Genomic DNA, 26824 nt, shown 5'->3' with positions numbered 1-26824 from the left:
CCAATAATAATGACTCTTTTAATGAAGGGACTTCAATTTCTGTTACAGCAAATGCTTCTGATAGTGATGGAACTATTACTAAAGTAGAGTTCTTTAATGGAGCCACAAAACTGGGAGAAGATACTAGTAGTCCTTATGCATATACAATTTCTAATGCATCTGCAGGAAATTATACGTTGACAGCTAAAGCTACTGATAATGGTGGAGCTACTTCAACTTCTTCTGCGATATCAATTTCGGTGACTACAGTAGGAAATGGTAATTGCGATGGATTACCACAATATGTTGCAGGAACTTCATATAGTAAAGATCAGGAAGTACAAAACGAAGGAGAGAAATTTACATGTAATATTCCTGGGTGGTGTTCTTCTGCAGCAGCATGGGCATATGCACCAGGTACTGGAGCTCATTGGCAAGATGCTTGGTCAAAGACAGGTGATTGTGGAGGAGGAACAGGAGGTGCTCCTGTAGTAAATATCACATCTCCTTCAAATGGAGCAACATATACTGCTGGTAGTTCTGTTGTTGTTAATGCAACTGCAACCGATGATGGAACCGTTACTAAAGTAGAGTTCTTTAATGGTACTACAAAACTAGGAGAAGATACTACTAATCCGTATTCTTATACAATTACTAACGCACAATCTGGTAGTTATTCTTTAACTGCAGTAGCAACCGATAATGAGAATAATCAAACCACTTCTGATCCAGTTGTAATTAGAAGTAGTACAGGAGGAGGAAATAATAATTTACCAGGAAAAATATTGGTTGGGTACTGGCATAATTTTGACAATGGCTCTACTACTCCAAGACTGAGCGAAGTATCCAGAGATTGGGATGTGATTTGTGTTGCATTTGCAGAACCTAAAGCAGGAAGTACAGCCGATATGCAATTTAGTCCGTATAGTATTTATAATGGAAATACTCAGGCTTTTATAGATGATGTTGCTACTGTAAAGAGTAGAGGACAAAAGGTACTAATTTCTATCGGAGGCGCTAATGCAAGAGTAGAATTGAATAGTGAAGCTGAAAAGAATTTATTTATAAGTTCTATGACCAATATTATCAATACATATGGCTTCAATGGGTTGGATATAGATTTAGAAGGAAGCTCTCTTTCACTGGATAGCGGAGATTCTGATTTCAGGAATCCAACTACAGCAAAGATCAAAAATCTTATTGATGCTACAAAAGCTATTAGAACCAATATAGGTGCAAATAGATTTATATTAAGTATGGCTCCGGAAACAGCGTATGTACAAGGAGCTTATGGAAATTATTCTGGAATTTTTGGAGCATATTTGCCTGTAATTCATGCATTGCGTAATGAAATGGATTATATTCATGTTCAGCACTATAATACAGGTTCTATGTTTGGTAGAGATGGAAAAATATATCAACCAGCTACTGCAGATTTTCATGTTGCTATGGCAGAAATGTTAATTACTGGTTTCCCAGTTGCTCAAACAGGACTTACGTTCCCTGGTCTTAGAGCAGATCAGGTTGCTGTTGGATTGCCTGCTACTACTCAAGCAGCAGGAAGCGGATATACTTCTGAAGCAGTTGTACAACAAGCCCTTGATTATTTGATTAAAGGAACTTCTTATCCTGGAAGAACATATACTACTAATTCTACATATCCTAGCTTTAGAGGTTTAATGACCTGGTCTATAAATTGGGATTTGGTAAATAACTCTACCTTCTCTTCAAGTCATAGAGCATATTTAGATGGATTAGGTGCCAGAGCTGCTAATACACAAAATAGTATAGGGAAAATATTTCCTAATCCTATTTCTGGAAATGTAATTAACATTGCCTTAGATAGTGCTATTTCTAAATCAGGTTCTGATTATTTCAGGTTCCAGATATTTAATACTAATGGAATTGAAGTTTATAGTTTTGAAAACGACAGACTTCAAAGAGGAGAAAGTGTTAAGAGTTTTGATATCGGTGAACTAGAATCGGGAATGTATTTTTATACGATTTCAGTTTCCAAAAACAAGACAACAGGTAAAATAATTAGAGAGTAATTTATTTTAATTTTCTAAGTGTATTACTTAAAATGGAGTCCAGATATCTGGACTCCATTGTTTTTGACTTAATTTTCTTAAAAAGGATTTACTCAACTCTACTGTAGTTTTCGGCAAGTGTATATTGCCCATTTTTATCTATATTAATTTGTTGATAAGAGTTAGAATCCATCATTAGTTCAAATCTAAAAACTTGAATGGTATCTACAATTTTCATCATTGGTCCCGAAGCATATTCTAAGCGTTCTTCGAGCACACCATCTTTAATTGAGTAGGTGCCATAACCAAACCATTCGTTATTGTCTTTTGGATCAAAGCGAGTCCACATCACTTTTTCTTTGCTATACATTTTAACCTGGCGATATCCATTTTGATTTAATATAGTATCGCTTATTTGGTTATCTTCATAAAGAAATTGATGTTTAAGTTCCCAAACACCTTCAAGGTTATAAGGCTCAATATCGGTAGTTTTATTCTGCCGTGTAACAGTAGAAAAAAAGCACACCCCTAATAGAATCAGTACTAAGGTTTTCATGATTGAGAGGTTTAAAGTGAGTATCTTATTAAGTTACGAAAAAAAGACGAGATAAAAGAACTTGATTCGCTTTTGTGGTATTGTTAAAATATTGATTTTAAGTATTCTATATGTGTAGAGGTAGTTGGTTTTATTTATTTCGATATTTATGAAATACATCGATTTCTAAGAAAAATTGATACTTTTTTTTCGAAAATAATAGTTCTTCGGTTGTTGTTTTTTTACCTGTATTATGTATCAGGAGTATTCAAATCTTTAATTTCTGAGTAGGAATACGGATTCAAATTATTATTTTTAAGACCAGAATTAAATATTCTAAAGGAATATAGGCTATGATTCGGCGTGGAGGAGCTGAGGTAAAACAAGTAAACAAATCCATTATGAAAGGATTTTAGATTCAACTCCTGCCTAACGCCGAGATTATAGCCATATTTTAGTCCAATATCAATTCCATTTGGATATTACATCGCTCGTATGGAGTTGAGTGCCCCGCTACTTTATTAAACCCTAGTTTATGATACAGGTTAATTGCAGGTTCTAATACGGTATTACTTTCTAAATATATTTTTTGCGCATTTAACGATTGTGCTTTTTTAATTATAGCTTTTCCTAATAACCAACCTATACCTTTACCTTTTGCTTGTGGGGAAACAGCCATTTTGGCAAGTTCAAAATCGTAGTGAGGGTCATCCATTTTTATCAAGGCACATACACCAACAGGTTTTTCCTCATATAATGCGACTACTATTTCACCTCCTTTGTCTAAAATGTACTCTTTTGGGTTATCCAGAGCTTTACGATCGGCTTCTTCCATCTTAAAAAAGGTAGTAATCCATTCTTCATTAAGGTTTTTGAATGGAATTTTATATTTAGACTCATAAGGAACGATCTCAACTTTTTTTATTTCTCTAAGTTTCTTTTCCTCTTTAACGCGATGAAACATTGATTTTTGATTCAAAAGAAATTCAAATTCTTCGATAGCATGCCACATATTGTGTCTACTCTGATTTAATGTAACTTCTACAGCTTTTTGTACATCGGTATATTGATCTTTAATATGATTTGCGATCTGCCTGCCTTTAGGAGCTAATGCGATATTATTCTTTCTCCCGTCATTTTTGTCTTTTTTTTCACATAAAATTTGTTCTTTAACCATCTCACGAACAATTTTACTTACAGAGGGGTGAGAGTGGCCAATCTCATTAGCTATAGCGGTAATAGATTTTTCACCATTCTGAGACAAAACATAAAACACAGGAAACCATTTTGGTTTTAAATCTACATTATACATTTCATAAATTTTTGTAGCATCTTCTGTCATTTTCTCACTTAACATTCTAAGCCTGGTGCCAATGGCTATAATACCAATATTATCAAAAAAATTCATTTGCATAATTAATTACGTAATCAGTTACGTAAATATAACGATTTACTTTCTTTTTTCAAAATAAATTCATTTCCCTGAAGATAGTAGGATGGGGTAAAACACTAAAAAAACAGTTTGAAACCCTATATTTTTTAAAGTTTTTGTACTAAAAAACCCGATCACAAGGATCGGGTCTTTTATATAAAATAGAAGTATTTTACTTTTTAGATCCGTTTTTCATATTCTCTTTAACAAGACCATAGAACTTATCAAATTTTGGATCAATTATGATTCTGGTAGCAGTTTCTATACTTTGCGAACCATATTCACTTTTTCCCAGAACATCCATTCTTTTAGGGTCTACTTTAAAATCATTTTGTAACGCTCTTACTACCGATGCAGCTTGCTTTGTACTAAGATCCCAATTATCGCTAATACTTTTGTCTTTAAAATTAATAGCATTGCTATTTCCTTCGACAATGATTTTTAAATCAGGTTTTGCGTTTAAGGCATTTGCTATCTTTCCTAAGATACCTTTTGCTTTATCTTCAATAACACAATTATTATCATCCTCACCAAACAATAGCGTATTAGCCAGAGTGATTAACACAGCTCCGTTTTGTACGGCAATATTAGCATCACTACCAAGTGCATTTTTTAAAACCGTTAACGTGGCTAGTTTGGTAGAATCAGTTTTTCCAATTGCATCGTTTATGGTCTTAATTTGTTTATCTTTTTCCTGAAGACTTTTAAGAGAAGTTTCTAAGTTTTTAGCTTTCTGATTAGATAACTCTGTAAAACTACTCATGTTGGTCAAAAGAGAAGCATTAGTTTCTTTTAAATCCTTTACTTGCGCTTCCATCGTTTTTACCTGAGTTAATGTAGCTTTTTCCTTTTTACGAGAATCATTTAACTCGGCTTCGGTAGTTTTTAATTCCTTTCTTAGTTTATCTATCTCTTCAAGAAGGTCCTTTTTTTTCTGTGCATGAATAGACAAAGTCGAAATAAACAATACACAAACAAATAAAATAATTTTTTTCATCGATCTTTAATATGATTTGTTGCAATTGCTAAAGTAAAACATTTTTATAAATAACATGGCAACTGGTCGTTATGACTTTTCTAATAGTTGCTTAGCATTTTTAATACTAGAATTGATTTGATCCTTTAAAGAATTCACTTTAATTTCTTCTTCCTTAAGCAGTTTTATTTGTGAAGATACCTTTTCTGGATCTGTTGCACTGCCTTCTTCTTCATGAGGGAATTTATCACTAAAATCGCTCATCCAGGTCATCATAAAGTCATAAGCATCTTTTACATCTTGTTGTGCTTTTGCATACGATTTCCCTTGATCAGTGGTATCTATTTTAGTTTCTAATTCTTTAATAAGACTGCTCATTTCTCCCATTTTTGGCATAACTTCGTCATGTACATCAATTACTTTTTGCATGAGAGTATCAAATTCTTGTTCTTCTTTAGAAAGTTGATTACAGGATATAAATACTAATAGGAGTAGTGAAGTTGTGTATAAAAATGATGATTTCATAATTGTAATTTTTAAGTTTTTATTTTTTAGATAGCCTAAACGTTTCAAAGATATTATTTTTCCTTTTTCTTATGAAGTTTAGCTGCTTTGTATTGCTGTCCGATTTTATTCATTTTATGCATTTGCATAATAATAAAAAGGAGGCAAAATGAAATTGCTGTAATTAGAATGAAAGCTAACATATACATTAGATTAAGACTTTTTTATTTTATTTCTTAGATATTCTGTACTAATGATCAAGAGAAGACTTGTTCCGAATAAAGGAAATACGATGGCTAAGATTCCTATCAGTATGATGATTCCATACCCGATTTTGAAGGTTACAGGTACTTTTGGGACTCCCCAATTTCCTTTACGTTTTCGTATTATATAAGAAACCAGTGCCGAGATGCTCATTATAGTTAATGCTATCGCAGTTAGTAACATCAACCACCAGCTCCAGGCTCCAAACTCTCCTTGATGAAATGCCATAACCCACATTCGACCACGCATCAAAACCCCAACATCATCCCAATTATTAGATAGAATTTGCCTGCCAGAATATTGATCAAAGTGAATCTTTTTTTGAGTATTTAGGTTTGACGGGTTTACATTAGACACGCTAAAAACACTTTTAGGGCCTTTTGGAAAATGAACGAGTACTGTTCCTGGGAGTTGAAGACCTTTTGCCTTTGCTACCATCTGATCTAATGTTAAAGCATCTCCTTTATCTTTTGATTGTAATTGATGTCCTTTCCATGTAGTGGGGTAGCCTGTATTGGTTATTTTCTGAAGATTTTTAAAATTTTCACCAACTACATCTGTCCAGGGAAAACCACCGGCGAGAATAAGGAGTAATAACCCAGAAATCCAAAATCCTGTAATTGCATGCATATCTCTATAAAATGTTCTTTTCCCCTCGTTTGTTCTGGGAATAAAAACACCTTTTATTTTGCGACCACGGTCGGGCCACCAAACATATAATCCGGTGAGTATTAGAACCACCATCCAACTAGCAATAAGTTCAACGATTTTGGTTCCAAATTTACCTGCTAGCAATTCACCGTGCAGTTTTCTAATTTTAAACATGTTAGTATCTCTGGTGATGATTTCTCCAGAAACATCTCCCGAATATGGATTTACATATAAACTGCTTTTACCACCAAAACGCCCTGATATAAATTCAGTGGCCTGGTTAGCAGTAGAAGTTAGAACCATTGTATTGGGTTTCTTTATAGCATTTTTGTTTGCGATTTCCCACTGTTTTTGAAGAGAAATAGGGGCCCCTTGTACAACGACTTCTTTAATGTCTTTATGTTTCGAAGCTTCATAATCTGCTTTAAATAAATATATCCCCCCGGTTATAGAAAGTACAATGATAAACGGAAGAGATATTAATCCAGCAATGAAGTGCCATTTCCAAAGCCATTGATTTAATTTTTGATTTTTTTTCATTTCTTAACTAAATTTAATCCTCGCAGGTTTTTAAAACCTGCGAGGACTGGTTATTAGAAGGTATATTTCACTCCAAGATGAAAAGCTCTTGGGTTTCCAATCGTAAAACTGTTTTCTCCTCTAAATCTATTAAAAGAGGCTCTGGCGGCATACAACTCATCAAAAACATTAAGTGCATGACCCCATACTTCAAAACCTTTATAATGAATGGTAGCTCTTAGGTTAAAAACAGAATGTCCATCATAGGTTGCTGTATCAAAAGTGCCATCTTCATTTTCTATCTGATTTTTAAAACTGGTATTGTATTTACCTACCAATTCGTGTTCTGCCGTTATACTAAATCCAAAATTATTTTCGTAATTCTTACGATAAGTAATTAAAGAAGTCCCTAATAGATTGGGAGCTGTTTCTCTGTCGGTATCAGAATAGTCAATTCCTCTATCAAAAAACTCTACATAACGATGCTGTGCATAACTACCATTATGGGTTATCGATAATCCTTCTATAGGAATCCAGGTTATGCCATACTCAATACCATATGATCGAGTTTTACCAGCATTGGTGCTAAAAAAATTATCATCCTGATCTCTTAAGGTAATTAAGGTGTTTTGCCCTTCGAGAAGATAAATAGCAGCATCTAATTTTAATTTTGAAGGAATAGCAAAATAACCTCCAAGTTCGTAATTATGATAACGACTTGGTTTTATACCTAGTAATTCATTTCGATTGCGATACAATGTAGAAACCTGAGGAGGTGCAAACCCTTGTGAATAGTTTGCATACATCCCGGTTTTTGTATTAAAATTATAATTGACACCTAACTTTGGAGTTAGATTATTAAAATTATCGACAGCATCATCTACGCCTACGGTTTCGACTTGATTGTCATAATCGTATTCAAAACCGTCATACCGCAGTGCTGCGGTTACTTTTAAAGCTTCTACAGGTGATATTTCATATTGAAAAAAGCCAGCATAATTAAATATATTAGCTTTATAATTAAGAATAAAATCTCTGGAATTAACAGCATACTCCAGATTTCTTCCTGTTTCGGGATCCACAACGACTTGTATGGTCTCTGCTACATAATCTTGTGGTGAGTAATCTGCAGTAGTACCAATGATTAATGAAGAATTGGCAAAATTGAAATCTAACTTATGCTGAATTAATCCTACAAAGCTTTTAAACCGATTAGAGTTTACTTCTCCCGAACCTAATCCTGTTAATTGCCCCTGATTTCTAAATTGACGTATTCTATAGGACGGAATTTGATCCATTCGATTATTTCTAACCATAAAATTGAATGAAGTTTTATTGGTATCGTTCCAAAATTTGTCTAGTGTAGTTCTAACTCTAAATGTAATTGCTTCTCTTTCGGTAAACGTTTGATCACTTTCATAATTTCCTTCATTGTAATCAGTTTCACTTAGAGAACCAGACATGTCAGATCGATAATCTACAAGATCAAAAACAGTTGTCCATCTCGCAGTTTCGGTAATATCATATACTGTTTTAAAAGTAACAGCTAACTTTTCATAATCACTATGTTCTATGGGGCCATCTTCTCGTTTTACATGGTGGCTACCCAAATAAAATCCGAAGTTTTCACTGGTTTGATCAGAAACTTCAAACTCATATCGAGTTAGCCCTAAGTCATTAATTTGAAAACCAATACCACCATTAAGTTTTTCTGTTGGGTTTTTGGTAATAAAATTAAAACTACCTCCGATAGCTTCGCTACCATAGATACTTGAAGCCGGACCTTTTAATACTTCAACTCGACCAAAAGAGGTATTGTTCATCTCTAATAATGCGTTATGATTAAATACCGAAGTAGGTCGAATTTGCATACCGTCTTCCAGATATAAGAACAACGCTTTTGTAGAAATAGGAGTACGAACAGCCATAAAATGTTGTTCATTACTTGCTGATCGCGAAGTAGACATAAATACTCCAGGTACCTGATTTACCAATTGGTCAATACCAAAGGCTTTGGTTTCGGCAATTGCCTGCGTATGTATTGAAGCAATAGACCCCGGTACTTCAGAACGTTTTTGAATTTCTCTACTGGCAGAGGTTACCAAAACTTCTTCTAAGGCTACATTATCTTCTGCTAATCTAATGGTATTAAAAGCATTTGTTAAATTTACTTTTTTGGGGATATATCCCAGAAAACTAATAGTGACTTCTGTAGAGTTTTCTAATGTAATTTTAAAAACTCCTTCCGAGTCACTCATTACTCCATTAGTGGTACTATTAGATTCAATAATAGTTGCCCCTGATAATGGATTGTTAGTATAGTCTACTATTTTTCCTTTATATGATTGTTGTGTATAGCCGTATACCCCTAAACATAGGGCAACTGCATAAACTAATATGTTTTTCATTGTATATAATGAGTTGCAATGACGATTCTTTCCTAATTATTAGGGTACCATTAAAAACACCACGCTTTTAAGCGTAGTAAGCCGAAAATAAATAGCCTGAACTCAAAAACCTTTTCATACAGAACAAAACAAAGAATCTAATTTTTTCTTTGTCGAGGTATATAGATTGATGATTTTTGAATTTTACTATGTATTTATTCAACTAAAAATCTTAGTACTGATAACAGAAAGTACCGCCTTTTTAATATTAAAAAATGTTGAATTTTTTGTAATAGTAATGTTTGAATAAGAACTAATGATCTATCCAAAAATTAAATTCAAAATATGGAGTGTAATTAAGAAAAGGTATATTCAGGAGGGTGATCAATATCTTTAGAAATAGTTTTTAAACGGCAGTCTTTTAATTTCCAATTCTGAGTATGTTCTGAAACAAACAGATTTGTGTTTTTTATTTGTATTATGTTTTCCTGAAAAAATAGAGGAATAAAAGCTTCTGTTATAATGGTAGTATCAGAATTTTCTTTTGAAGGTTGTGTTTTTGCCTTCATTTGACTCATTAAATAACATTTACCATTACAATTAAGACGAGGGCGTTCTTTATTCACACAATATTTTTCTACAATAGTGTCGATATTAAGTTGGTAGTAGAGTACGGTACTGATTTCCATAGCAGGGCGTATGGCAAAAGAAAAAAATAATAATATGGAGAATAGAATTCTCATCAGTATGCATAAAATTTCGAGCAAAAATACAAATTTGGATTGTTCTTTTATTCTAAAAAACAAATAAGCTGTTGTTAAAAAGCCTATTCGTTGACCTTTAAAATTTTATGGAAATCATATAACATCTGTATGGACCACCTTAATGGTATTTTATTATTTTTTTAGAAGCTGTTTTAAGCTTTTGAGATAGACATTTTTCTTTGATCGTACTTCTACTGATTATAAGCTTATTTGATTTATGAAATACTATTTATACCATCAAAAAAGATAAACGATTAAATTAAGGTTAATATTAGATCAGTTTTGGATAATATACTATTGATATTCATTTTTTAAATCAACTAATTTTATATCAACTAAGAAACACAAACTTTAAAACAATGAAAAACAACCAACTACGTTCAATTTTCCCTGAACACAAGAACAAAATTATTTCTACACTTCAGCGTATTTATGAAGATACTGGCCCAGCATAATTGTTTGGATTCGGTTTATTTTTAAAAGACACTTGCTTTGATTTTTACATACAATTAAAAGGCAAAGAAACATCTGGTGATCGTAAATAATATATTCGTTCATATAGATGTTAAACGATTACTGATTTATGGTGTTGTATTATATATAGACAATATCATAAAGGGCTTATTACCTATTTTCGAGTATAAAGAATATCCTTTACTCTTGAGAAATACTTATTTATTTAAAACTTAACTTATTTATCCTAATCGATAAACCTATATAAAAGATCGAGGGATATTTTTACACAAATCTTATGAAATCTTTACAGTGCTCTCTATTTGAGAAAAAAACAATGTGGCTGCTTTTTGGCCTTATAATGATAATCCAATTATCATTTGCTCAACATCACAAACCTATACCCAAGTCATCAAATCATTCATCTGATCATTGCTCGAGAGTTTCTCATGAAGATGATGGCCCTATTCCGAATGCTAAAGCCAAAGACAATACTTTTGAAATCGCTAGAAAGGCTGCTTGCCAATATAGTACCAATGCAGAATGGGGAAGTTTATCTACTTCTGCATTAATTAGTGCTATGAGGCAAACTCATGATTATGATTGTTATAGGGATCTATTTAACTATAGCTCTTATTCGACTAGTATTTTTTCTAATGCCAAAGTAAAAGCTGTTGCTAATGAAGTAAGAGGTTTGGCATCCTCTTATAATGGTACCAATAGCACGGGTATGTTTGGATTAACAATTTATTTACATATTGCTATTTATCTGGATTTTAATCAAACATCAATTGATTTAACTCCAGACACTTATAGCGCAATACATGAGGCAATCGCTGGTTTGGGAAGTAACTCATCACTTCTTAATCATAATGTATATGCTATGGATGTATTACAGGAAATACTAATCGTTGCAGGCGATTTAAAATCACGTCATAAAGCAGCTTCTATCAATCTTTTTGAGAGAGTGCTACGAGATTTTGCAGTTAATGAAACCTGGACATCTATTACTGATCCTGATATACAAAAAGCATATACAAAAGCAACTAATGCAGTTTACAATGCTTTTTATAATACAGTAACCGATGATTTCGTAAACGGATTGGTTAGTGACAAACAATCTATTGACCTGTTAGGAAAGGCAGCAGTAAATAGTGCATTAATTAATAAAGGAGGAGATTTTCAATATTTATGGCAAAATGCAACAGGTGCATTGGCCATATTAGCAGAATCAGATAAACTTATTGGAGATATACAAGGACACCTGGCAGCTATAACCAATTATTTTCCCAAATTATCTCCCAGTTGGGCAAAAGCAAAAATGGCCTTGAATAAATATGGAGATTGTAGTGCATATAACCTTTGTCAACATCCATTATCGATACGACAAGAAGTAGAAGAATATTTGTTTCCTAAGACAGTATCTTATGATGATGATAAAATGATCATTCGTACTCCTCTTAGTGATGAAAAAATACAAAACCTATATCATGCAGCTAAACAAGTGCAAAGTCAGTTTTTTAGATTAGTACAAACCGATGAACCGGTTGCAGGAGATACCAATACTACTATTAACATGATTGTTTTTGGTTCTAAACAGCAATACGATGATTATGCACCATTGTTATTTGGTATTCGTACCGATAATGGGGGGATGTACTTAGAGGGGATTGCGACTTTTTATACCTGGGATCGAACTGTAGGAGTAGAAAGCTCTTTATCTTTAGAATCATTATTTAGACATGAATATTGTCATTATTTGCAAGGAAGATATTTGGTGCCAGGTAACTGGGGATCATCAGAGATTTATAACAACAGTCGATTAGTATGGTATGAAGAAGGTATGGCCGACTTTTTTGCCGGATCTACAGATACTAATGGAGTACAAATGCTAGCGCAAAATACCAGAGCGATTATCAATAGAGGATCGGGTTGGCCTTCTCTTAATACTGTTTTTAATTCGAGTTATGATAGTGGAAATTTTTATCATTATACCTACGGAAACGCGGCCTGGTATAATTGGTACCTTAATAATTTTGACTATTTAAAACGTTTTTTTGAGTATACCCGAAATAATGACATCTCTGGATTTGATAATTTTGTAAGTGAGCTTAGAAATAATGGAGAAACTTCGTATAATAATTTCTTAAATAAGGTAAAAAATGAAGAAGTTATAGGGTGGCAACCCACAACAAGTTGGTCTGATGATAATCAAATTAGTATAGGAAGTCCTGCTGCAATTCAAAATGAAATAGGAAACTTGCCCAATACCAGTAATATTTCGGTTTCGATCGATGCCGAAAAATCCTATAGACGTTTTAAAATAGAAGGTAAGATAACAGGAACAGGATCGGGAGCAGCTCCTAAAGATATTGCTCAACAACTTGATAATACTATATTAAAACTTAGAGAGAATGAACTCGTAAATAACTTTAAGTATACTGTTGGGTATTTTAAAAATTTAAACTCATCAGGTAGCCGTTCTGCCGATTTTATAATCACAGGACCACTTAAAGATGCCGATATTAGTGATAATCCTGTAGCAGGGTTTTCGGCTACAAATAAAACTACTATTGCAGGAGGAAAAATAAATTTTGTAAACGAATCTACAGGCCATATTACAGGTCTTGACTGGTCTTTCCCTTCTGGTGCTCCTTCTAGCGCTACTAACGAACAAACACCACAGATAACATATAACTCTCCAGGAGAATATAATGTTACCTTAACAGCACAAGGAACAGGAGGAAGCAGCGATACAAAAACGATTCAGAATTATATTAAAGTATACCCATCTAGTGCAAATACATATTGTAGTGCCACAAATAAAGAAGGAGGAGACGATGTTCATATCACAAAAATTCAATTAGGTGATTTTGAAAATACTTCAGGATACACAACATCTTATGTAGATTATACCTCGCTGGCAGCAATAATACGAACCAATCAAAGTACTACATTAGATATTACAGTACAAAATGAACATTGGACGTATAATGCATTAGGGGTATGGATTGATTGGAATCAAGATGGAGATTTTGTCGATGCTGGAGAAGAAGTTTTTCGTAAATATGCTGCGGGGCCTTATACGAAACAAATTACGCCTCCATCTGGTGCAAAATTAGGGACAACACGAATGAGAGTAAGAATGAGTTATGGAGCAGAAGATAATATAACTCCTTGCGGAACGCAAAACAGTATTGGAGAAATTGAAGATTACTCTATAATTGTTACTAATGATCCAGCTCCGGTTAATACTCCACCGGTAATTACATTGTTAAAACCTTCTAACGGACAGAATTTTGTTCAAAAAGAAAATATAGCTATAGAGACTGTTATAAAAGATGACGAGAAAGTCGAAAAAGCAGAATTAAAAGTAGACGGAGAATTAATTTCTACAGATTATGTAGCTCCTTATCAATGGACTCATATTAATAAATTAAACTTTCTGTCTCCAGGGCAACATGAATTAACGGTTACAGCATATGATAATGATGGTGCAACAGATTCTAAATCGATAACATTAAATATTGAAAAAGCACCTATAACGTTTTGTGACGCATCTAATGAAGATAGCTCGTTACACATTACTCAGGTAGTTTTTGGAGATATCAATAACAGTACTGCTCATAATCCCTATTCTGATCATACCAATTTATCTACAGTTGTTCAAAAAGGGGAGCAAATTGCATTAACAATAAAGACTATAAATGAACATTGGTCATATAATGCAATTGGAGCTTGGATCGATTGGAACCAGGATGGGGATTTTATAGATACAGATGAAGAAGTATTTTCTCTTTACGGTCCTGGGCCCTATAATGGCACAGTAACTGTACCTTCTTCCGCCTTAACGGGAACTCCATTACGAATGAGAGTGCGAATGGGATATGGATCTAAAGATAAAATAAATCCTTGCGGAAATGATACGTATTTAGGAGAGGTAGAAGATTATACGGTGTATGTTGGAAATAGCACAACGCCAACGTGTAATGATGGTATCCAAAATGGTGATGAAACCGGTGTAGATTGCGGCGGTTCATGTACTCCTTGCCAGACAACACCTACCTGCAATGATGGTATTCAAAACGGAGATGAAACTGGTGTAGATTGTGGTGGTTCATGTACTCCTTGTGTTACTTTAACTTACTGTGCAGCGAATGGTAATGACCCATCTGCAGAATATATTAGTCGAGTTCAATTAGGTACTATTGATAATACATCTGCAGCAGGAAGTGGAGGGTATAATGATTTTACCTCTGTATCAACAGCTTTGTCTAAAGGAATTGCTCATACGATTACGATAACTCCAAAATGGGCCAGTACAGTTTACTCTGAAGCTTATAGCGTATGGGTTGATTATAATCAAGATGGGGATTTTGAAGATCCTAATGAACAAGTGTGGAGCAAAGCGGCATCAAAAGATACTTCTGTAAATGGAAGCTTCACAATTCCTGATGGTGCAAAAAATGGAAATACCAGAATGCGAGTATCAATGAGGTACAATACAATACCATCACCATGTGGCTCTTTTGATTATGGCGAAGTTGAAGATTATACGATCTCTATAGGAACAGGTTCTACACCTACTTGTAATGATGGTATCCAGAATGGGGATGAAACCGGAATAGATTGCGGTGGTTCTTGTACGCCTTGTAATACAGATACAGGAGTGGTCTATGTAGATATTAATGATATAACCGTTACCTCATCAAATACCTGGGAGTTCTTTAGAATAGAAACCGGAGATAATAAAGATTATGGTGCCTGGTATACTAGCAATTCTGTAAGATTGGTTACTTATGATAAAGATCTTGTCTGTGTAGATGCTAGTAAAAATGTGACATTAATAGGAGAGGGGATAGGAATTGATAGTGCTAGTAATTTTAGGGCAGAATCTAATAGTTACATTATAAGTTCTTCAGACTATACCGATTGGAAAGGAAAATCTGGCTTTGTAGGGTTTACTTTTAAGGTTAGTGGTAACACACATTATGGGTGGTTTCATATCTCTGTAGCTAATGATGGTTTATCTTACGCTATTTTGGATTATGCATATCAGACAAATCCAAATCAGACGATTACTACCAAAGTAATGGGAGTTAAAAATCGCAATGATTATAGCTTAGGTAATACCATTACTATTTCTCCTAATCCATTTACCGAAAATTTTGTGATCAATACATCAACATTGGATAAAAAGGATTTAGTAGTAAAAGTTTACGATATACAAGGAAAATTGTTGATTGATAAAAAGTATGGAAAAAACCCTGGACAAATAACTCTGGGTGAACAGATCAAAATGTCTGGAAGTTATTTTGTGAAAATAATGACAGATACAAAAACAGAAACTTTACAAGTCCTTAAATATTAGTTTTAAGTATAAATAGGTTTGTTATTATAAAAGGCTGTCTTTTCAGACAGCCTTTTTTATAAACCATATAGATGTTAAACTTAAAAATGAAGTTTCATACCTTCATGAGAGGCTATAAATCCTAATTTTTCATAAAACCGTATGGATTCGGATCGTTTTTTATCTGTAGTAAGTTGTAATACATGTGCTCTTTTTTGTTTTGCTCGCGCTATGGCCCACTCAAACATTTTTTGCCCTATTCCTTTACCTCTTTGATCTTCTCGAATTCGTACAGCTTCAATTTGAGCTCGTATTCCTCCCTGGTACGTTAAGTATTGTATAAAAGATAATTGTAAAGTGCCAATAATTTCAAAATCATTATTTTCTACTACGATCAATTCTTGGTTTGGATCTGTATTAATAGCTGTAAAGGCTTCAAAATATTCTTTTGGAAGAGGAATTTGATAGTTTTCTCTGGTTTTTCCTAGATCATCATTAGCAATCATTTGTACGATTAAAGGAACATCTTGTTGGGTTGCTTTTCTGAAATTCATGAGTAACTAATGTATTTTATTAAGTATTATAGCTGTTCTTTTTTTATTAAATACACTTTAAAAAGTAGAGGTCAAAATGCACCTTCTATAATTAGTCCGTATAAAATAAGAAGGGAAAAGATAAACATAATCAAACCCACCCAACGAAATTTATATCCTTTTTCTATGGTAACTTTAGCAATGCTTGCTATCCCGATAGATGGGATAAGCATATAAATTAGCCCTTTTATAACCAAAAGAAGACCATACACTGTTATTAGTATTTTGGGCCAAGACCAAATAAAGTGAAAAGATAAAATGATAGATCCTACTCCTAAGGTAAGTAAGGCATTAAAAATATTACCTACATGTTTTTTAGTACTTAAAAATTGAAAGAATTCTACCCACATCCCTGGTTGTAAAAAATGAGACAAACCAACTATTCCTAGATTTATTGCGGTAAATAATTCTATGGATTGAATGATACTCATTATACTATCTATTGATTTTTTTGAGCACAAACAATGAGGGTCTCTACTTTCATTGTTTTTCCATCAATTTCTTGTCCCGGTTCCTCCTTTTCAATATGATTGGTAACGATAAAGTCATTATTGCGTAATAATTGAAATACTTCTGATTTAGTAAACATATCAAATCCATATTTCACAAAAGGATATGCTGCCATACTTGATTTTGGTCTTAAAGAAATAATCAATTTCCCATTGGGCTTTAAAACCCTTCTAATTTCTTCTAAAATACGTTGGGGGTCTTCCCAAAAATAAATGGTATTAATGGTGAAAACAGTATTAAACTCACCATCTTCAAAAGGAATCTTATCGGCATTGGCTAAGAAAAAACCAACTTTTCCTTCTTTTATTAACTTCTTATTTAGGGTAGTGGCCTTATTCACCATTTCTTTAGAATAATCACAACCCTTATATTGTACAGTATTTTCAAGAGTAAAAATGTCTTTCACAAAAAAACCATTTCCCATACCGATTTCTAATATTGCATCATTTGCCTTTGGAACCAATGCATTAATAGTGTGAAGGTTGATAAGTTTATTACCGACATTCATCTTTTCACCCATTTCTATTCCCCAATCTCCCTCGGGTTTTCGTAATTGTTGGGCTATGTTTTTGAGTTGTTCTTCTGTCATTTTTGGATTAAAAAAAAGAGGTATAACAATTTAATCTATTTCTTATCAGGATTACTACTTTTCTGATCACTACTATTTTTAAGCTCAATTAATGTTAGTTGCGCGGCAGCACACAGTTTTTCTACACCATTCTTTATGATAAATACTTCTGATTTACAAATCGTTAAAGTTTTTCCATTTTTTAATACGCTTGATTTCCCTATTAACAATTCTCCGTCTCCGGGTGCCATTAAATTGATCTTAAACTCTACTGTTAGAACAGAGGAGTTTTCTTCCATCAATGAAAATCCAGCATATCCTGCTGCATTATCGGCAATTGTACTAATGATGCCAGCATGAAAAAAACCATGTTGTTGTGTTAAACTCGAATGATAAGGTACATGAATCTCGCAATATCCCGGTTGAACATCAATCAGTTGTGCATTGATTAGCTTCATGAACTCTTGACGTTCAAAGCTTTCTTTAACTTTTTTCTTATACGTATCTGATTTAGGCTCGAATTTCATTCTATGTGAAAAGTAACAAAATTATGCTTAATAAGAGACTAATTATCTAGAAAAATCAATTCGTAAGATCTTTGTTTGCTGTGGTGAATAATGGTAATGATACTTTATATTTTACGACCAGTAATCGAATTATAATGATTAACATGGCAGTAGAGATATATGTGATATTTTGATCCAAATCAAATGAATATAGTACCATAAAACAAACCCCACCAGCGATAGAAGCTGTAGCATATATTTCTTTTCTGAAGAGTACTGGTATTTCATTACATAAAATATCTCGTATTACACCTCCAAAACATCCGGTTGTAGCTCCCAGAGCAACCGAAACAATAGGTTCTAACCCTGCATTAATTCCTGTTTCGACCCCTATTATCGTAAAAACTCCCAATCCAATCGTGTCAAATAAAAAAATGGATCCTTTAAGATAATCGAGCTTATTTCTAAAAATGATAGAAAATATAGTTACTCCGCCTATCAAATACATCGTGGTTGTATTTTGCATCCAGGAAACGGGAGTATTACCTATAAGAATATCTCGAATAGTACCTCCACCAATAGAAGTGACAAATGCAATGATAAAAATCCCAAAGAGATCTAATTTTCGGTGCATTGCACTTAATGACCCCGATATTACGAATGCAATGGTTCCTAAAATATCTAAGATATTAAAAATTGTCATTTCATTGATTTTGAGGTTAAATGTAATATAACTTATCTGATTTTAAAATATTAAAGTTTTGTGTTATTTACATAATAAAAAAGAAACATGTTTTTAAGAAGCAATTAATTATCTAAACTATTCACAAACTCAAATTACGATTCACAAATCCTTTCCTTGTTCTGAAATCTTAACTGTTACTTTTAGTAAATAATATATTTAAGATACTTTAGAAATGAAAGAAAAATTACTTACACTAGGTTTATTTTTTATGGCTGTACATAGTTACTGTCAGATTATTAATTTTCCTGATGCAAACTTCAAAAATAATTTACTTAATCATTCTCCTGCAATCGATATAAACAATGATGGCGAAATTTATGTAGCAGAAGCGCAAAACTTTACGGGTAATCTTTGGGTTAGTTCGGCAAACAGCATAGTTGATTTAACCGGAATACATTTTTTTACCAATATTACCGGCTTTTACATGAGAAATAATTTGATAACCGAATTAGATTTGAGTAACAATAAATACCTAAGAGTTGTTCAGGTAGACGGAAATCAAATACATAAAATGAATTTGGGAAACAACCTTGTTTTAGAAGGATTGTATTGCTCTTTTAATGAATTAACCGATTTGGATGTAAGCAGATACCCATCTTTAAGTTTTCTAGATTGCCGTGGTAATCCAGACCTTAAGGCATTGGATATAGCAAATGGAAATAATCCCGTGACGAACTTTTATCTAATCGCTACTAATAATCCAAAATTAGCATGTATTAATATTGATCCAGGATTCACTCCTCCTGTAAATGGACATTGGCAAAAAGATACTTCGGCTAGTTATAGTCATGTTTGTCCGCAAAGTGCAAGTACTCAAATAGATTTGGGACCTCTTTCTGATGAGGTGCCAGAATCAGGTAAAAGAGTAAATAATGACATCATTGTATATCCAAATCCGGCAAATAACTTTGTTAATATTCGATCTGAAGAAATAGTAAAGAAACTCACTTTGTATACATTCGTTGGAGAAAATGTAACAGAGAAACAGAATACTAATGAACTAAATATTTCAGAGATAAAGAGAGGAATATATTGGCTTGTGATAGAGACAAAAAGTAAAACAATAAGAAAAAAGATTATAAAAGAATAATATACTTCGTAACCTATCTAAATCGCATACTATCATGAAAAACTACTTACACATATTAGTTTTAATACTCAACCTTTCTTTTTTTAACCAGTTCTATGCGCAAGATCAAATGGTTTATTTATTAGAACCCTCACGAGATGGGAAAAAACAACAAATTTTGCAAATTGGTGAAAACAATGGTGTAAAATTATTAGCTATGGCCTCTTGTAAACAATGTATGCCAGCTGTTTATACTTATAATCCAGACGCAAGTAAAGCTTCAGGAAAAACTATTTATGGTACATCGGGGATATATGTGATCCCATATGATGAAAATAGTTATGTATCTGTAGCTCCTAAAACACCGGCAGTAGCTATAGGAGAAGGTATTTGGGAGACTTTTTTATATGCTAATTTCTTTAGTGCAGATAAAGCCAAGATTGCCAGTATGAATAAAAAGAAAGTAGAAGATTGGGCGATAGACTTTTCAAAACAGATTATGACAGGAGGAGTTGGTGCAGAACCTGTTGATAGTGAGGGTAATCTATACTATCCAGCTGCAAAAGAATTACATAACGGAGTTAGTTTTAATTCGGTAAATATAGATATTAAAAAAGGAAAAGAATTACTTTTAAAATTATCTAATGGGCATAGTGAGCGGTATAGTTTTATGGCAGAGTTGAGTAAGGTTTTGGGAATCGATGTTTATGATGTTGGAGGTAATAGGAGAGAGTATATGTTTGTAGAAAGTCTGCTTTCGGTTATTTGGGCAAAATATAGTTCGGGAAGTGATTTAGGAAAATCTACATGGGGTACATACGAGACTTTTAATTATTTTCATAAAGATCAAAAAGTAATACGAAATTTACTGGTGAGTAAAGAAACCCAGGATAAAATAGATGCAAAACTGGAAGATTGGTCATTAAAGGCAAAGGAATACACAGAAAAGACATATGCTGCAAAGGAAGCCGAAGCCATAAAAAATAGACGTTTGCCTGTAAAAGGATTTAGTAACTCTGCATTAGAAAAACAAGCTACACTGGCTGCAAAATCCTGGGCAAGCCAATATCGTTGGGAAGAAACAATCATCAAAGCTTATTTTACAGGTAACGATTGGAGTATTTACAGGAATACACTAACAGGTGTACAGCTTGGCAGACGAATATCGGGTGTTATTATTATGAAACGTAAGGATGGTAAATGTAGTTTTCAGTATGCGACATTTGCACAACAATATAATGGTAACGGGTATCAAAAGGTTTTTACAGAAGGTATTGTTAGAGGACAGAATGTTTTAGAGTGTACCTATGTGAAGTAATAACCATGATCCTATCAGTATATAGTGTTTTTATAATAGAGTTAACTCTACCAGATTAGGCAATCTGGAAACATAAAACAGTTATTCGGAAACAATTTTATTTATATCGAAAAATTATTTTTATAATTGATAGTATAAAAAAATGGATGAAAGAAATTATAGCGCTATATAAAAAAATAATTGCGATTGGTACTGCCGATACATTCTCTGATATACAAAACAAACGAACAAGACTTGTAAATATTTATGTTTTAATTTGTTTACACACGTCAATGATTTTTTATGTAGGAGATTTAATTTTTGTTCAAAAACCGATATCAGACCATTTTACAGCGTACGTTTCTTACATTGCCTTAATAAGCATATTAGTATGTAACAAAAAACATCTTTTTGATTATGCAAAAATCATGTGGATTGCATATCTATTTGTCTTTATTAATTTATCGGCATTAAAAGTTAATCCCGGTATCTATACAGAGTATTATTTTCTTTTGATTCCTGGAATTTGTTTATCTATTTATCAAAAAAATACCATTCCGATTATATGCACATTGTTAAGCATTATTTGTTTTTTTATCCCTTATTATTTTTTTGATATCTATCCAGTAGATCACCCTAATAGAATACAAGTTGTAGTTATTACTTGTTTGTTTTACAGTATTTATGCAATAGTAAATTATTTTAAAAAACATAATATTGCTAACGAAGAAAAATTAGCACGGGCATATAAACAGCTAGAGGAGACAAAAAAAAGTGAGGTAGCGCATTTGCAGCTAAAATCTTTAAAAGCGCAAATGAATCCTCATTTTATGTTTAATGCCATGAATTCAATTCAGAACCTGGTACTTAAGGGAGATAAACAAGAAGCATATGATTATCTAACTCAATTTGCCACTTTAATACGAGGTAACCTTAATATGAGCGAAAAGAGCTTTGTGTATTTTGAGGAAGAATTGTCTCTTTTAAAAAAGTACTTAGAATTAGAGCGTCTCAGGTTTAGGGATTCTTTAGAATATCATATTAAGGGGGCAGATACTATAGGAGATATAAAAATTCCATCTATGATTATTCAACCTTTTGTAGAGAATGCGATAAAACATGGGTTGTTACATAAACAGGAAGGTAAGAAAATATTAGAATTAGAGTTTCAGCAAGATGAGATTTTTAAGTGTATTATTACCGACAATGGTGTAGGGTTAAGAGCATCTAAAACCATAAATAAAGTAAATGAAGCAAATCAATCTTTTTCTACCAAGGCAATTGAAGATAGATTGTTATTATTAAAAGATTACTACAAGACAGATATTGGTTTTACCTACGAAAATGTGAAAGTAGGTACTAAAGTAATTTTAAAAATACCTTATACCATAATAAGTGACTAAGATGAATGCTATTATTGTTGATGATGAAATAAATGCAAGAGAAAATCTAGGCTATTTACTAGATTCCTTTTGCTCAGAAATTAATGTAGTAGCCGAAGCAACGCATGTAGATGAAGCTGTAAAATTGATAAATAAACACAAGCCAGAACTGGTGTTTTTAGATATCGAAATGCCTCAAAAGAACGGGTTTCAACTTTTGAATGCATTTGAAGACGTTCATTTCCATATTATTTTCGTCACTGCTTATGATCATTATGCCATAAGAGCATTTCAGATAGCAGCAATAGATTATTTGTTAAAGCCCATTGATGTTTCGCTTTTAAAGAAAGCAATAAAAAAGGTAATACGAGTACATAACAACTCGTTTGGTTATGATCGCATTGAAACCTTATTAGAAAACAGGAAAGGCTTAAAAAAAATAGCAATCCCTTATAAATCAGATTATGCTATTTTGGATATAGATACTATACTGTGTATAGAAGCAGATAGAATGTATACCATCTTATATACCGTAGATCATAAAAAGTATATGGTTGCCAAAAAATTAAGCTATTATGAAGAGCTATTATGTAAAGACACAGATTTTATAAGATTACACCGTTCTTGGATAGTGAATAGTAATAAAATAGAAACGTATTCTAAAAAAAATAAGGAAGTTGTGTTACAAACACAACTTGTAATACCAGTAAGTAAAGGTTATAAAGATAATTTTGAAGCCATTTTTTATACTTAAAACATAAGAGCTGCCACATATTATAAGTTGATTACTTTTCGTTTGTCTACAACCAAATCATAAAAATAGTTGCTCTCTATCCAACATTTCTTAAAATCACGTAGAAAAAATATTGTAATGGATTTAAGAAAGGTTTTCTATTTTTTTAGAAGAAAAAGTAGCAACTATTTTTCATTAGGAAATTAAAATGATCCATTCGGAAGTAAATTCTTAGTTCAAACTACCAAAATATTCAGTTTTGTGATGAATTTTAAAAACCCATTTCATGAAAACAAAAATATTTTTTTTAAAGAGTTTATTAGTAATTGGACTATTAATTTCTAGTTGTAATACAGATGATGATCAATTAGTAAATTTAGCCCCTGTAATTAAAGCACAATCTTTTAGTGTATTAGAGTCAATTGCCGATACAGAAGTAATTGGTACAGTAACAGCAACAGATACAGAGAAAAATGAATTAAGCTATAGTATTACTGTAAACAACGATGACCTGTTCGAAATCACTAAGACAGGAGCATTAAGTCTTATCACAGGGAAAAACCTGGATTTTGAAACCAAAAAATCTCACGAAATTACAGTAGAGGTAACTGATGGCAATACTAAAACCAATGCAAAAATAACCATTAATGTAACTGATGTTGATGAAAATGTTGCTCCAGAGGTAGCCAATCAGGATTTTTCATTTGCAGAAGATGCTTCTGGAGTGTTAGGAACTATTGTTGCTACAGATTCGAATAATGATGATCTTACATTTTCGATTACAAGCACCACTCCACAGAACACTAATATTTTCGAGATATCAAACTCTGGTGAGATAAGCTTAAAGGCTAGTGAGAATCTTGATTATGAAACTCAAACCAGTTATACTTTAAATATAGAAGTATCAGACGGGAACTTAGCCACTACAGCTGTACTACAAATAGAAATAACCGATGTAAATGAAGCTCCGGTATTTGTTAATCAACCTGGGTTTATAGCAGCAGAAGATATTGCAGATACAGTATTAATAGGAACAGTAAGAGCAACTGATCCAGAAGGTAATAACCTTAGTTTTGGTTTGTCAGGTAATCCAAGTGGTCTTTTTGAGATTAGTAATGATGGTGATTTAAGTTTGGCACCAGGAAAAAATTTAGATTATGAGACAGATACCAGTCATACCATTCAGGTTCGTGTAACCGATGGAAACTCTACAGTATTCAAAAATGTATCACTTATGGTAACCGATGTTCCAGAAATCATAGCAGTGTTTTAAGTACATTTTTAGTATTCGTTTACCATTGGTATACCTTCTCTAAGGAGTTACTTTAAATGGTTAAATCACTTCTTGTTTAATGTTAAATTTTACCTGCCCTCACGAGCAATTTTAAACTAAATTTGGTTTAAGTGTTGTGAGGGCTTGATATTATGGTCTGTTTTCTAATGAAATAGAAAGGAAAAAAGAGTAATTATGATAGTTATACTTACTATTCATAAACTCAAACTATCGTTCGCAAACTGTTTCATGAGCACTAATTCTAAACTGCCTATTTTTGTTGCATGAATGTAATTAAAGCAATATTGGTAGATGATGAGCAAAGAGCAAGAAACGTTTTATCCAATTTGATAAAACGTTGTAATTTAAATATAGATATTCTTGCTCAGTGCAGTTGCCTTGAAGATGCTGTAAAAGAGATAAAAGAATTACAACCCGACGTTGTTTTTTTAGATGTACAAATGCCTAACTATGCTGGATATGAGATTGCAAATTTCTTTGAAGAAATGAATTTTGATATCATTTTTGTAACCGCTTTTGATGAGTATGCTATAAAAGCTTTTGAGTTATCGGCTATAGATTATCTGGTAAAACCTATTGATAGAAGACGATTAATAGAAGCTGTAGAAAAACTGCAAAGCAAAATAGAAAAGCAAAAAAAGATCGAAGATTACCAGGTTTTACTAAACACCATAAAAGAAAAAGAGTATAAACAGATCATACTTCCCGAATTAGGCAATAGACGTATTATTGCTATTAATACTATAATTGCAATTGAAGCAGATGGGTCATATAGCAAAATTTATACAACCGAAAGTAAACCGGTGACCACAAGTAAAAATCTAAAATACTTTGAAAACCTACTTCCCGAAGGCACCTCTTTTTTTCGCTCTCACAGAACCTGGATGATAAATTTAAAGTATATTGAAGTCATAAATAAATCTAGTTTGACTATAACATTGGCACAAAATATAACCGCCAAAATCTCCAGAACTCGTTTTAGTTCTTTTGAGAATACAATACGATAAACTTTATGAATGTACTACTACAATTAATTAACCTCGGAATTACAGAAAACAGTACTCCGTTAGAGATAAAACGTTCTAAAGTTCTTAATTTATGTTCTTTAATCTCTTTATTTGCTTCGTTGTTCTTTTTATGTTTTGATTTTGCAATACAACAATTGACAACATCCAGGGCAATGATTTTGATTGTAGAAATTGTTATATTTTGTGGAATACTGTACTTGCAAAAATTAGAACATCTTTTTATATCCAGATTAGCATTTATATCTGTAGTGATGCTAATTCTTTTCTTACATGCAAACTTTACATTTAGAGGGTTTTATGCAGAGTACCAGTATATGGTAATTCCTTTGTTTTCATTATTGTTTTTTGATAAAAAGTATATTCATTATATCGCGCTTGTACTTTCTATAACTTTATTTTATCTACCCAATTATTTATATCCCATTTATCCCGAAAAATACTTTGGATATACCAATGTTGTATTTATGTTCATAGGCGTATTTTTTATTGTGAATCTCTTTAGGAATCTAAACATAAAAAATGAACTATCCTTAAAAGAGAATAATGATAAGTTACAGAAACAGAATAGCATTATAGAAACGCAAAAGCTACTGTTAGAGAAGGCGTACTCAGAATTAGAAGTAAGCAAAAAGAATGAGCTGGCATTTTTACAATTGAAGTCTTTAAAATCCCAAATGAATCCTCATTTCATATTCAATTCGCTTAATTCTATTCAGGATTTAATCCTTCAGCAAAATACAGATGCTTCCTATGACTATATTGTTTTATTTGCGCAATTAGTTAGAAATACCTTAAACTACTCTAATAAAGATTTTATTGCTATTGATAAAGAATTAGAGTTTTTAGAAGTATACCTTCAATTAGAGAAATTAAGGTTCGAAGATGATTTTACATACACCATCCAACATACCAATACAGAAGGCTTATTGGTTCCTTCACTAATCGTACAACCTTTTATAGAAAATGCATTAATACACGGACTTTTACATAAAGAAGGTAAAAAACAACTTACCATAGATTTTACATTTACAGAGGATTTGTTATGTACGGTTACCGATAATGGTATAGGTAGAAAAGAAGCAAAGAAAATCCAGGAACGACAAGGAGGTCGTCATGAATCCTTTGCGCTAGAAGCCATACAACAACGATTAGAAATCTTAAAAGAGCAATATGGTGCAGAGGTAGGATATCAGGTATTTGATTTATATGATAACGGACAAGCTACAGGTACAACAGTAGAAATCAGAATGCCTTT

21 protein-coding genes are annotated in these 26824 nt (G+C 32.6%); 9 read left to right on the top strand and 12 right to left on the bottom strand.

Annotated elements, in window-relative coordinates; all coding sequences use genetic code 11:
• A partial coding sequence (locus tag Z053_RS30565) for an Ig-like domain-containing protein (RefSeq protein WP_025668004.1) occupies nucleotides 1–2030 on the top strand: 2030 nt, incomplete at its 5' end.
• Nucleotides 2031–2118: 88 nt separating this feature from the next.
• Here the strand turns inward: Z053_RS30565 and Z053_RS0126525 are convergent.
• The 7 genes from Z053_RS0126525 to Z053_RS0126485 form a co-directional block, all read right to left on the bottom strand.
• The gene (locus tag Z053_RS0126525; protein WP_025668003.1) at nucleotides 2119–2565 is read right to left on the bottom strand and encodes a hypothetical protein; all 447 of its coding nucleotides are present in this window, start codon (nucleotides 2563–2565) and stop codon (nucleotides 2119–2121) included.
• A gap of 433 nt (nucleotides 2566–2998) precedes the next feature.
• Entirely contained in the window at nucleotides 2999–3952 is a 954-nt protein-coding gene (locus Z053_RS0126520; protein WP_025668001.1) for a bifunctional helix-turn-helix transcriptional regulator/GNAT family N-acetyltransferase, read from the bottom strand.
• 196 nt (nucleotides 3953–4148) lie between these two features.
• Complete coding sequence (locus tag Z053_RS0126515) at nucleotides 4149–4973, bottom strand: OmpA family protein (protein ID WP_025667999.1); 825 nt, start codon at nucleotides 4971–4973, stop codon at nucleotides 4149–4151.
• A gap of 69 nt (nucleotides 4974–5042) precedes the next feature.
• The gene (locus Z053_RS0126510) at nucleotides 5043–5477 is read right to left on the bottom strand and encodes a hypothetical protein (RefSeq protein WP_025667998.1); all 435 of its coding nucleotides are present in this window, start codon (nucleotides 5475–5477) and stop codon (nucleotides 5043–5045) included.
• Nucleotides 5478–5669: 192 nt separating this feature from the next.
• Nucleotides 5670–6911, bottom strand: coding sequence for a PepSY-associated TM helix domain-containing protein (locus Z053_RS0126500; RefSeq protein WP_025667996.1), 1242 nt, complete (start codon nucleotides 6909–6911; stop codon nucleotides 5670–5672).
• Between the two features lie 53 nt (nucleotides 6912–6964).
• Nucleotides 6965–9298: a TonB-dependent receptor domain-containing protein gene (locus Z053_RS0126495; protein WP_025667995.1), complete on the bottom strand. Its 2334-nt coding sequence runs from the start codon at nucleotides 9296–9298 to the stop codon at nucleotides 6965–6967.
• A 335-nt stretch (nucleotides 9299–9633) separates the two neighbouring features.
• Nucleotides 9634–9966 (bottom strand): hypothetical protein, encoded by a 333-nt coding sequence (locus tag Z053_RS0126485; protein WP_152538403.1) that lies wholly within the window; start codon nucleotides 9964–9966, stop codon nucleotides 9634–9636.
• 826 nt (nucleotides 9967–10792) lie between these two features.
• Here Z053_RS0126485 and Z053_RS0126480 point away from each other — a divergent pair.
• The gene (locus Z053_RS0126480; RefSeq protein ID WP_025667992.1) at nucleotides 10793–15865 is read left to right on the top strand and encodes a GEVED domain-containing protein; all 5073 of its coding nucleotides are present in this window, start codon (nucleotides 10793–10795) and stop codon (nucleotides 15863–15865) included.
• 80 nt (nucleotides 15866–15945) lie between these two features.
• Here the strand turns inward: Z053_RS0126480 and Z053_RS0126475 are convergent, their stop codons facing one another.
• From Z053_RS0126475 to Z053_RS0126455, 5 genes are all read right to left on the bottom strand, one after another.
• Nucleotides 15946–16398, bottom strand: coding sequence for a GNAT family N-acetyltransferase (locus Z053_RS0126475; RefSeq protein WP_025667991.1), 453 nt, complete (start codon nucleotides 16396–16398; stop codon nucleotides 15946–15948).
• 71 nt (nucleotides 16399–16469) lie between these two features.
• Nucleotides 16470–16868: a hypothetical protein gene (locus Z053_RS0126470; RefSeq protein ID WP_025667990.1), complete on the bottom strand. Its 399-nt coding sequence runs from the start codon at nucleotides 16866–16868 to the stop codon at nucleotides 16470–16472.
• 8 nt (nucleotides 16869–16876) lie between these two features.
• Nucleotides 16877–17536 (bottom strand): class I SAM-dependent methyltransferase, encoded by a 660-nt coding sequence (locus Z053_RS0126465; protein WP_025667989.1) that lies wholly within the window; start codon nucleotides 17534–17536, stop codon nucleotides 16877–16879.
• A gap of 35 nt (nucleotides 17537–17571) precedes the next feature.
• Nucleotides 17572–18042: a PaaI family thioesterase gene (locus Z053_RS0126460; RefSeq protein ID WP_025667988.1), complete on the bottom strand. Its 471-nt coding sequence runs from the start codon at nucleotides 18040–18042 to the stop codon at nucleotides 17572–17574.
• Nucleotides 18043–18097: 55 nt separating this feature from the next.
• Complete coding sequence (locus tag Z053_RS0126455) at nucleotides 18098–18724, bottom strand: trimeric intracellular cation channel family protein (protein WP_051476154.1); 627 nt, start codon at nucleotides 18722–18724, stop codon at nucleotides 18098–18100.
• A 214-nt stretch (nucleotides 18725–18938) separates the two neighbouring features.
• Between Z053_RS0126455 and Z053_RS0126450 the strand changes: the two genes are divergently transcribed.
• From Z053_RS0126450 to Z053_RS0126420, 7 genes are all read left to right on the top strand, one after another.
• Nucleotides 18939–19856, top strand: a complete 918-nt coding sequence (locus Z053_RS0126450; protein WP_025667986.1) for a T9SS type A sorting domain-containing protein — start codon at nucleotides 18939–18941, stop codon at nucleotides 19854–19856.
• Nucleotides 19857–19890: 34 nt separating this feature from the next.
• Nucleotides 19891–21153, top strand: a complete 1263-nt coding sequence (locus Z053_RS0126445) for a hypothetical protein (RefSeq protein WP_035096985.1) — start codon at nucleotides 19891–19893, stop codon at nucleotides 21151–21153.
• Between the two features lie 146 nt (nucleotides 21154–21299).
• On the top strand, nucleotides 21300–22535 hold the full coding sequence (locus Z053_RS0126440) for a sensor histidine kinase (protein ID WP_025667984.1): 1236 nt from the start codon (nucleotides 21300–21302) through the stop codon (nucleotides 22533–22535).
• A 1-nt stretch (nucleotide 22536) separates the two neighbouring features.
• The gene (locus Z053_RS0126435) at nucleotides 22537–23268 is read left to right on the top strand and encodes a LytR/AlgR family response regulator transcription factor (protein ID WP_025667982.1); all 732 of its coding nucleotides are present in this window, start codon (nucleotides 22537–22539) and stop codon (nucleotides 23266–23268) included.
• 265 nt (nucleotides 23269–23533) lie between these two features.
• Nucleotides 23534–24520: a cadherin repeat domain-containing protein gene (locus tag Z053_RS0126430; protein WP_025667981.1), complete on the top strand. Its 987-nt coding sequence runs from the start codon at nucleotides 23534–23536 to the stop codon at nucleotides 24518–24520.
• Nucleotides 24521–24804: 284 nt separating this feature from the next.
• A complete protein-coding gene (locus Z053_RS0126425; RefSeq protein WP_025667979.1) occupies nucleotides 24805–25548 on the top strand; it encodes a LytR/AlgR family response regulator transcription factor in 744 nt (247 codons plus the stop codon).
• A gap of 5 nt (nucleotides 25549–25553) precedes the next feature.
• On the top strand, nucleotides 25554–26824 hold a 1271-nt coding region (locus Z053_RS0126420), incomplete at its 3' end, for a sensor histidine kinase (protein WP_025667977.1).

The sequence above is a fragment of the Aquimarina megaterium XH134 genome, assembly GCF_000520975.1.
Classification (GTDB): Bacteria; Bacteroidota; Bacteroidia; order Flavobacteriales; family Flavobacteriaceae; genus Aquimarina; species Aquimarina megaterium.
The sequence above is the reverse complement of the archived record's forward strand: the minus strand, read 5'-3'. Positions and strand labels throughout refer to the sequence as shown.

Bases quoted from the DNA above. Each gene is read 5' to 3' on its own strand.
- Z053_RS0126525 (WP_025668003.1), bottom strand. From the start codon at position 2,565: ATGAAAACCTTAGTACTGATTCTATTAGGGGTGTGCTTTTTTTCTACT.
- Z053_RS0126520 (WP_025668001.1), bottom strand. From the start codon at position 3,952: ATGAATTTTTTTGATAATATTGGTATTATAGCCATTGGCACCAGGCTT.
- Z053_RS0126515 (WP_025667999.1), bottom strand. From the start codon at position 4,973: ATGAAAAAAATTATTTTATTTGTTTGTGTATTGTTTATTTCGACTTTG.
- Z053_RS0126510 (WP_025667998.1), bottom strand. From the start codon at position 5,477: ATGAAATCATCATTTTTATACACAACTTCACTACTCCTATTAGTATTT.
- Z053_RS0126500 (WP_025667996.1), bottom strand. From the start codon at position 6,911: ATGAAAAAAAATCAAAAATTAAATCAATGGCTTTGGAAATGGCACTTC.
- Z053_RS0126495 (WP_025667995.1), bottom strand. From the start codon at position 9,298: ATGAAAAACATATTAGTTTATGCAGTTGCCCTATGTTTAGGGGTATAC.
- Z053_RS0126485 (WP_152538403.1), bottom strand. From the start codon at position 9,966: ATGGAAATCAGTACCGTACTCTACTACCAACTTAATATCGACACTATT.
- Z053_RS0126480 (WP_025667992.1), top strand. From the start codon at position 10,793: ATGAAATCTTTACAGTGCTCTCTATTTGAGAAAAAAACAATGTGGCTG.
- Z053_RS0126475 (WP_025667991.1), bottom strand. From the start codon at position 16,398: ATGAATTTCAGAAAAGCAACCCAACAAGATGTTCCTTTAATCGTACAA.
- Z053_RS0126470 (WP_025667990.1), bottom strand. From the start codon at position 16,868: ATGAGTATCATTCAATCCATAGAATTATTTACCGCAATAAATCTAGGA.
- Z053_RS0126465 (WP_025667989.1), bottom strand. From the start codon at position 17,536: ATGACAGAAGAACAACTCAAAAACATAGCCCAACAATTACGAAAACCC.
- Z053_RS0126460 (WP_025667988.1), bottom strand. From the start codon at position 18,042: ATGAAATTCGAGCCTAAATCAGATACGTATAAGAAAAAAGTTAAAGAA.
- Z053_RS0126455 (WP_051476154.1), bottom strand. From the start codon at position 18,724: ATGACAATTTTTAATATCTTAGATATTTTAGGAACCATTGCATTCGTA.
- Z053_RS0126450 (WP_025667986.1), top strand. From the start codon at position 18,939: ATGAAAGAAAAATTACTTACACTAGGTTTATTTTTTATGGCTGTACAT.
- Z053_RS0126445 (WP_035096985.1), top strand. From the start codon at position 19,891: ATGAAAAACTACTTACACATATTAGTTTTAATACTCAACCTTTCTTTT.
- Z053_RS0126440 (WP_025667984.1), top strand. From the start codon at position 21,300: ATGAAAGAAATTATAGCGCTATATAAAAAAATAATTGCGATTGGTACT.
- Z053_RS0126435 (WP_025667982.1), top strand. From the start codon at position 22,537: ATGAATGCTATTATTGTTGATGATGAAATAAATGCAAGAGAAAATCTA.
- Z053_RS0126430 (WP_025667981.1), top strand. From the start codon at position 23,534: ATGAAAACAAAAATATTTTTTTTAAAGAGTTTATTAGTAATTGGACTA.
- Z053_RS0126425 (WP_025667979.1), top strand. From the start codon at position 24,805: ATGAATGTAATTAAAGCAATATTGGTAGATGATGAGCAAAGAGCAAGA.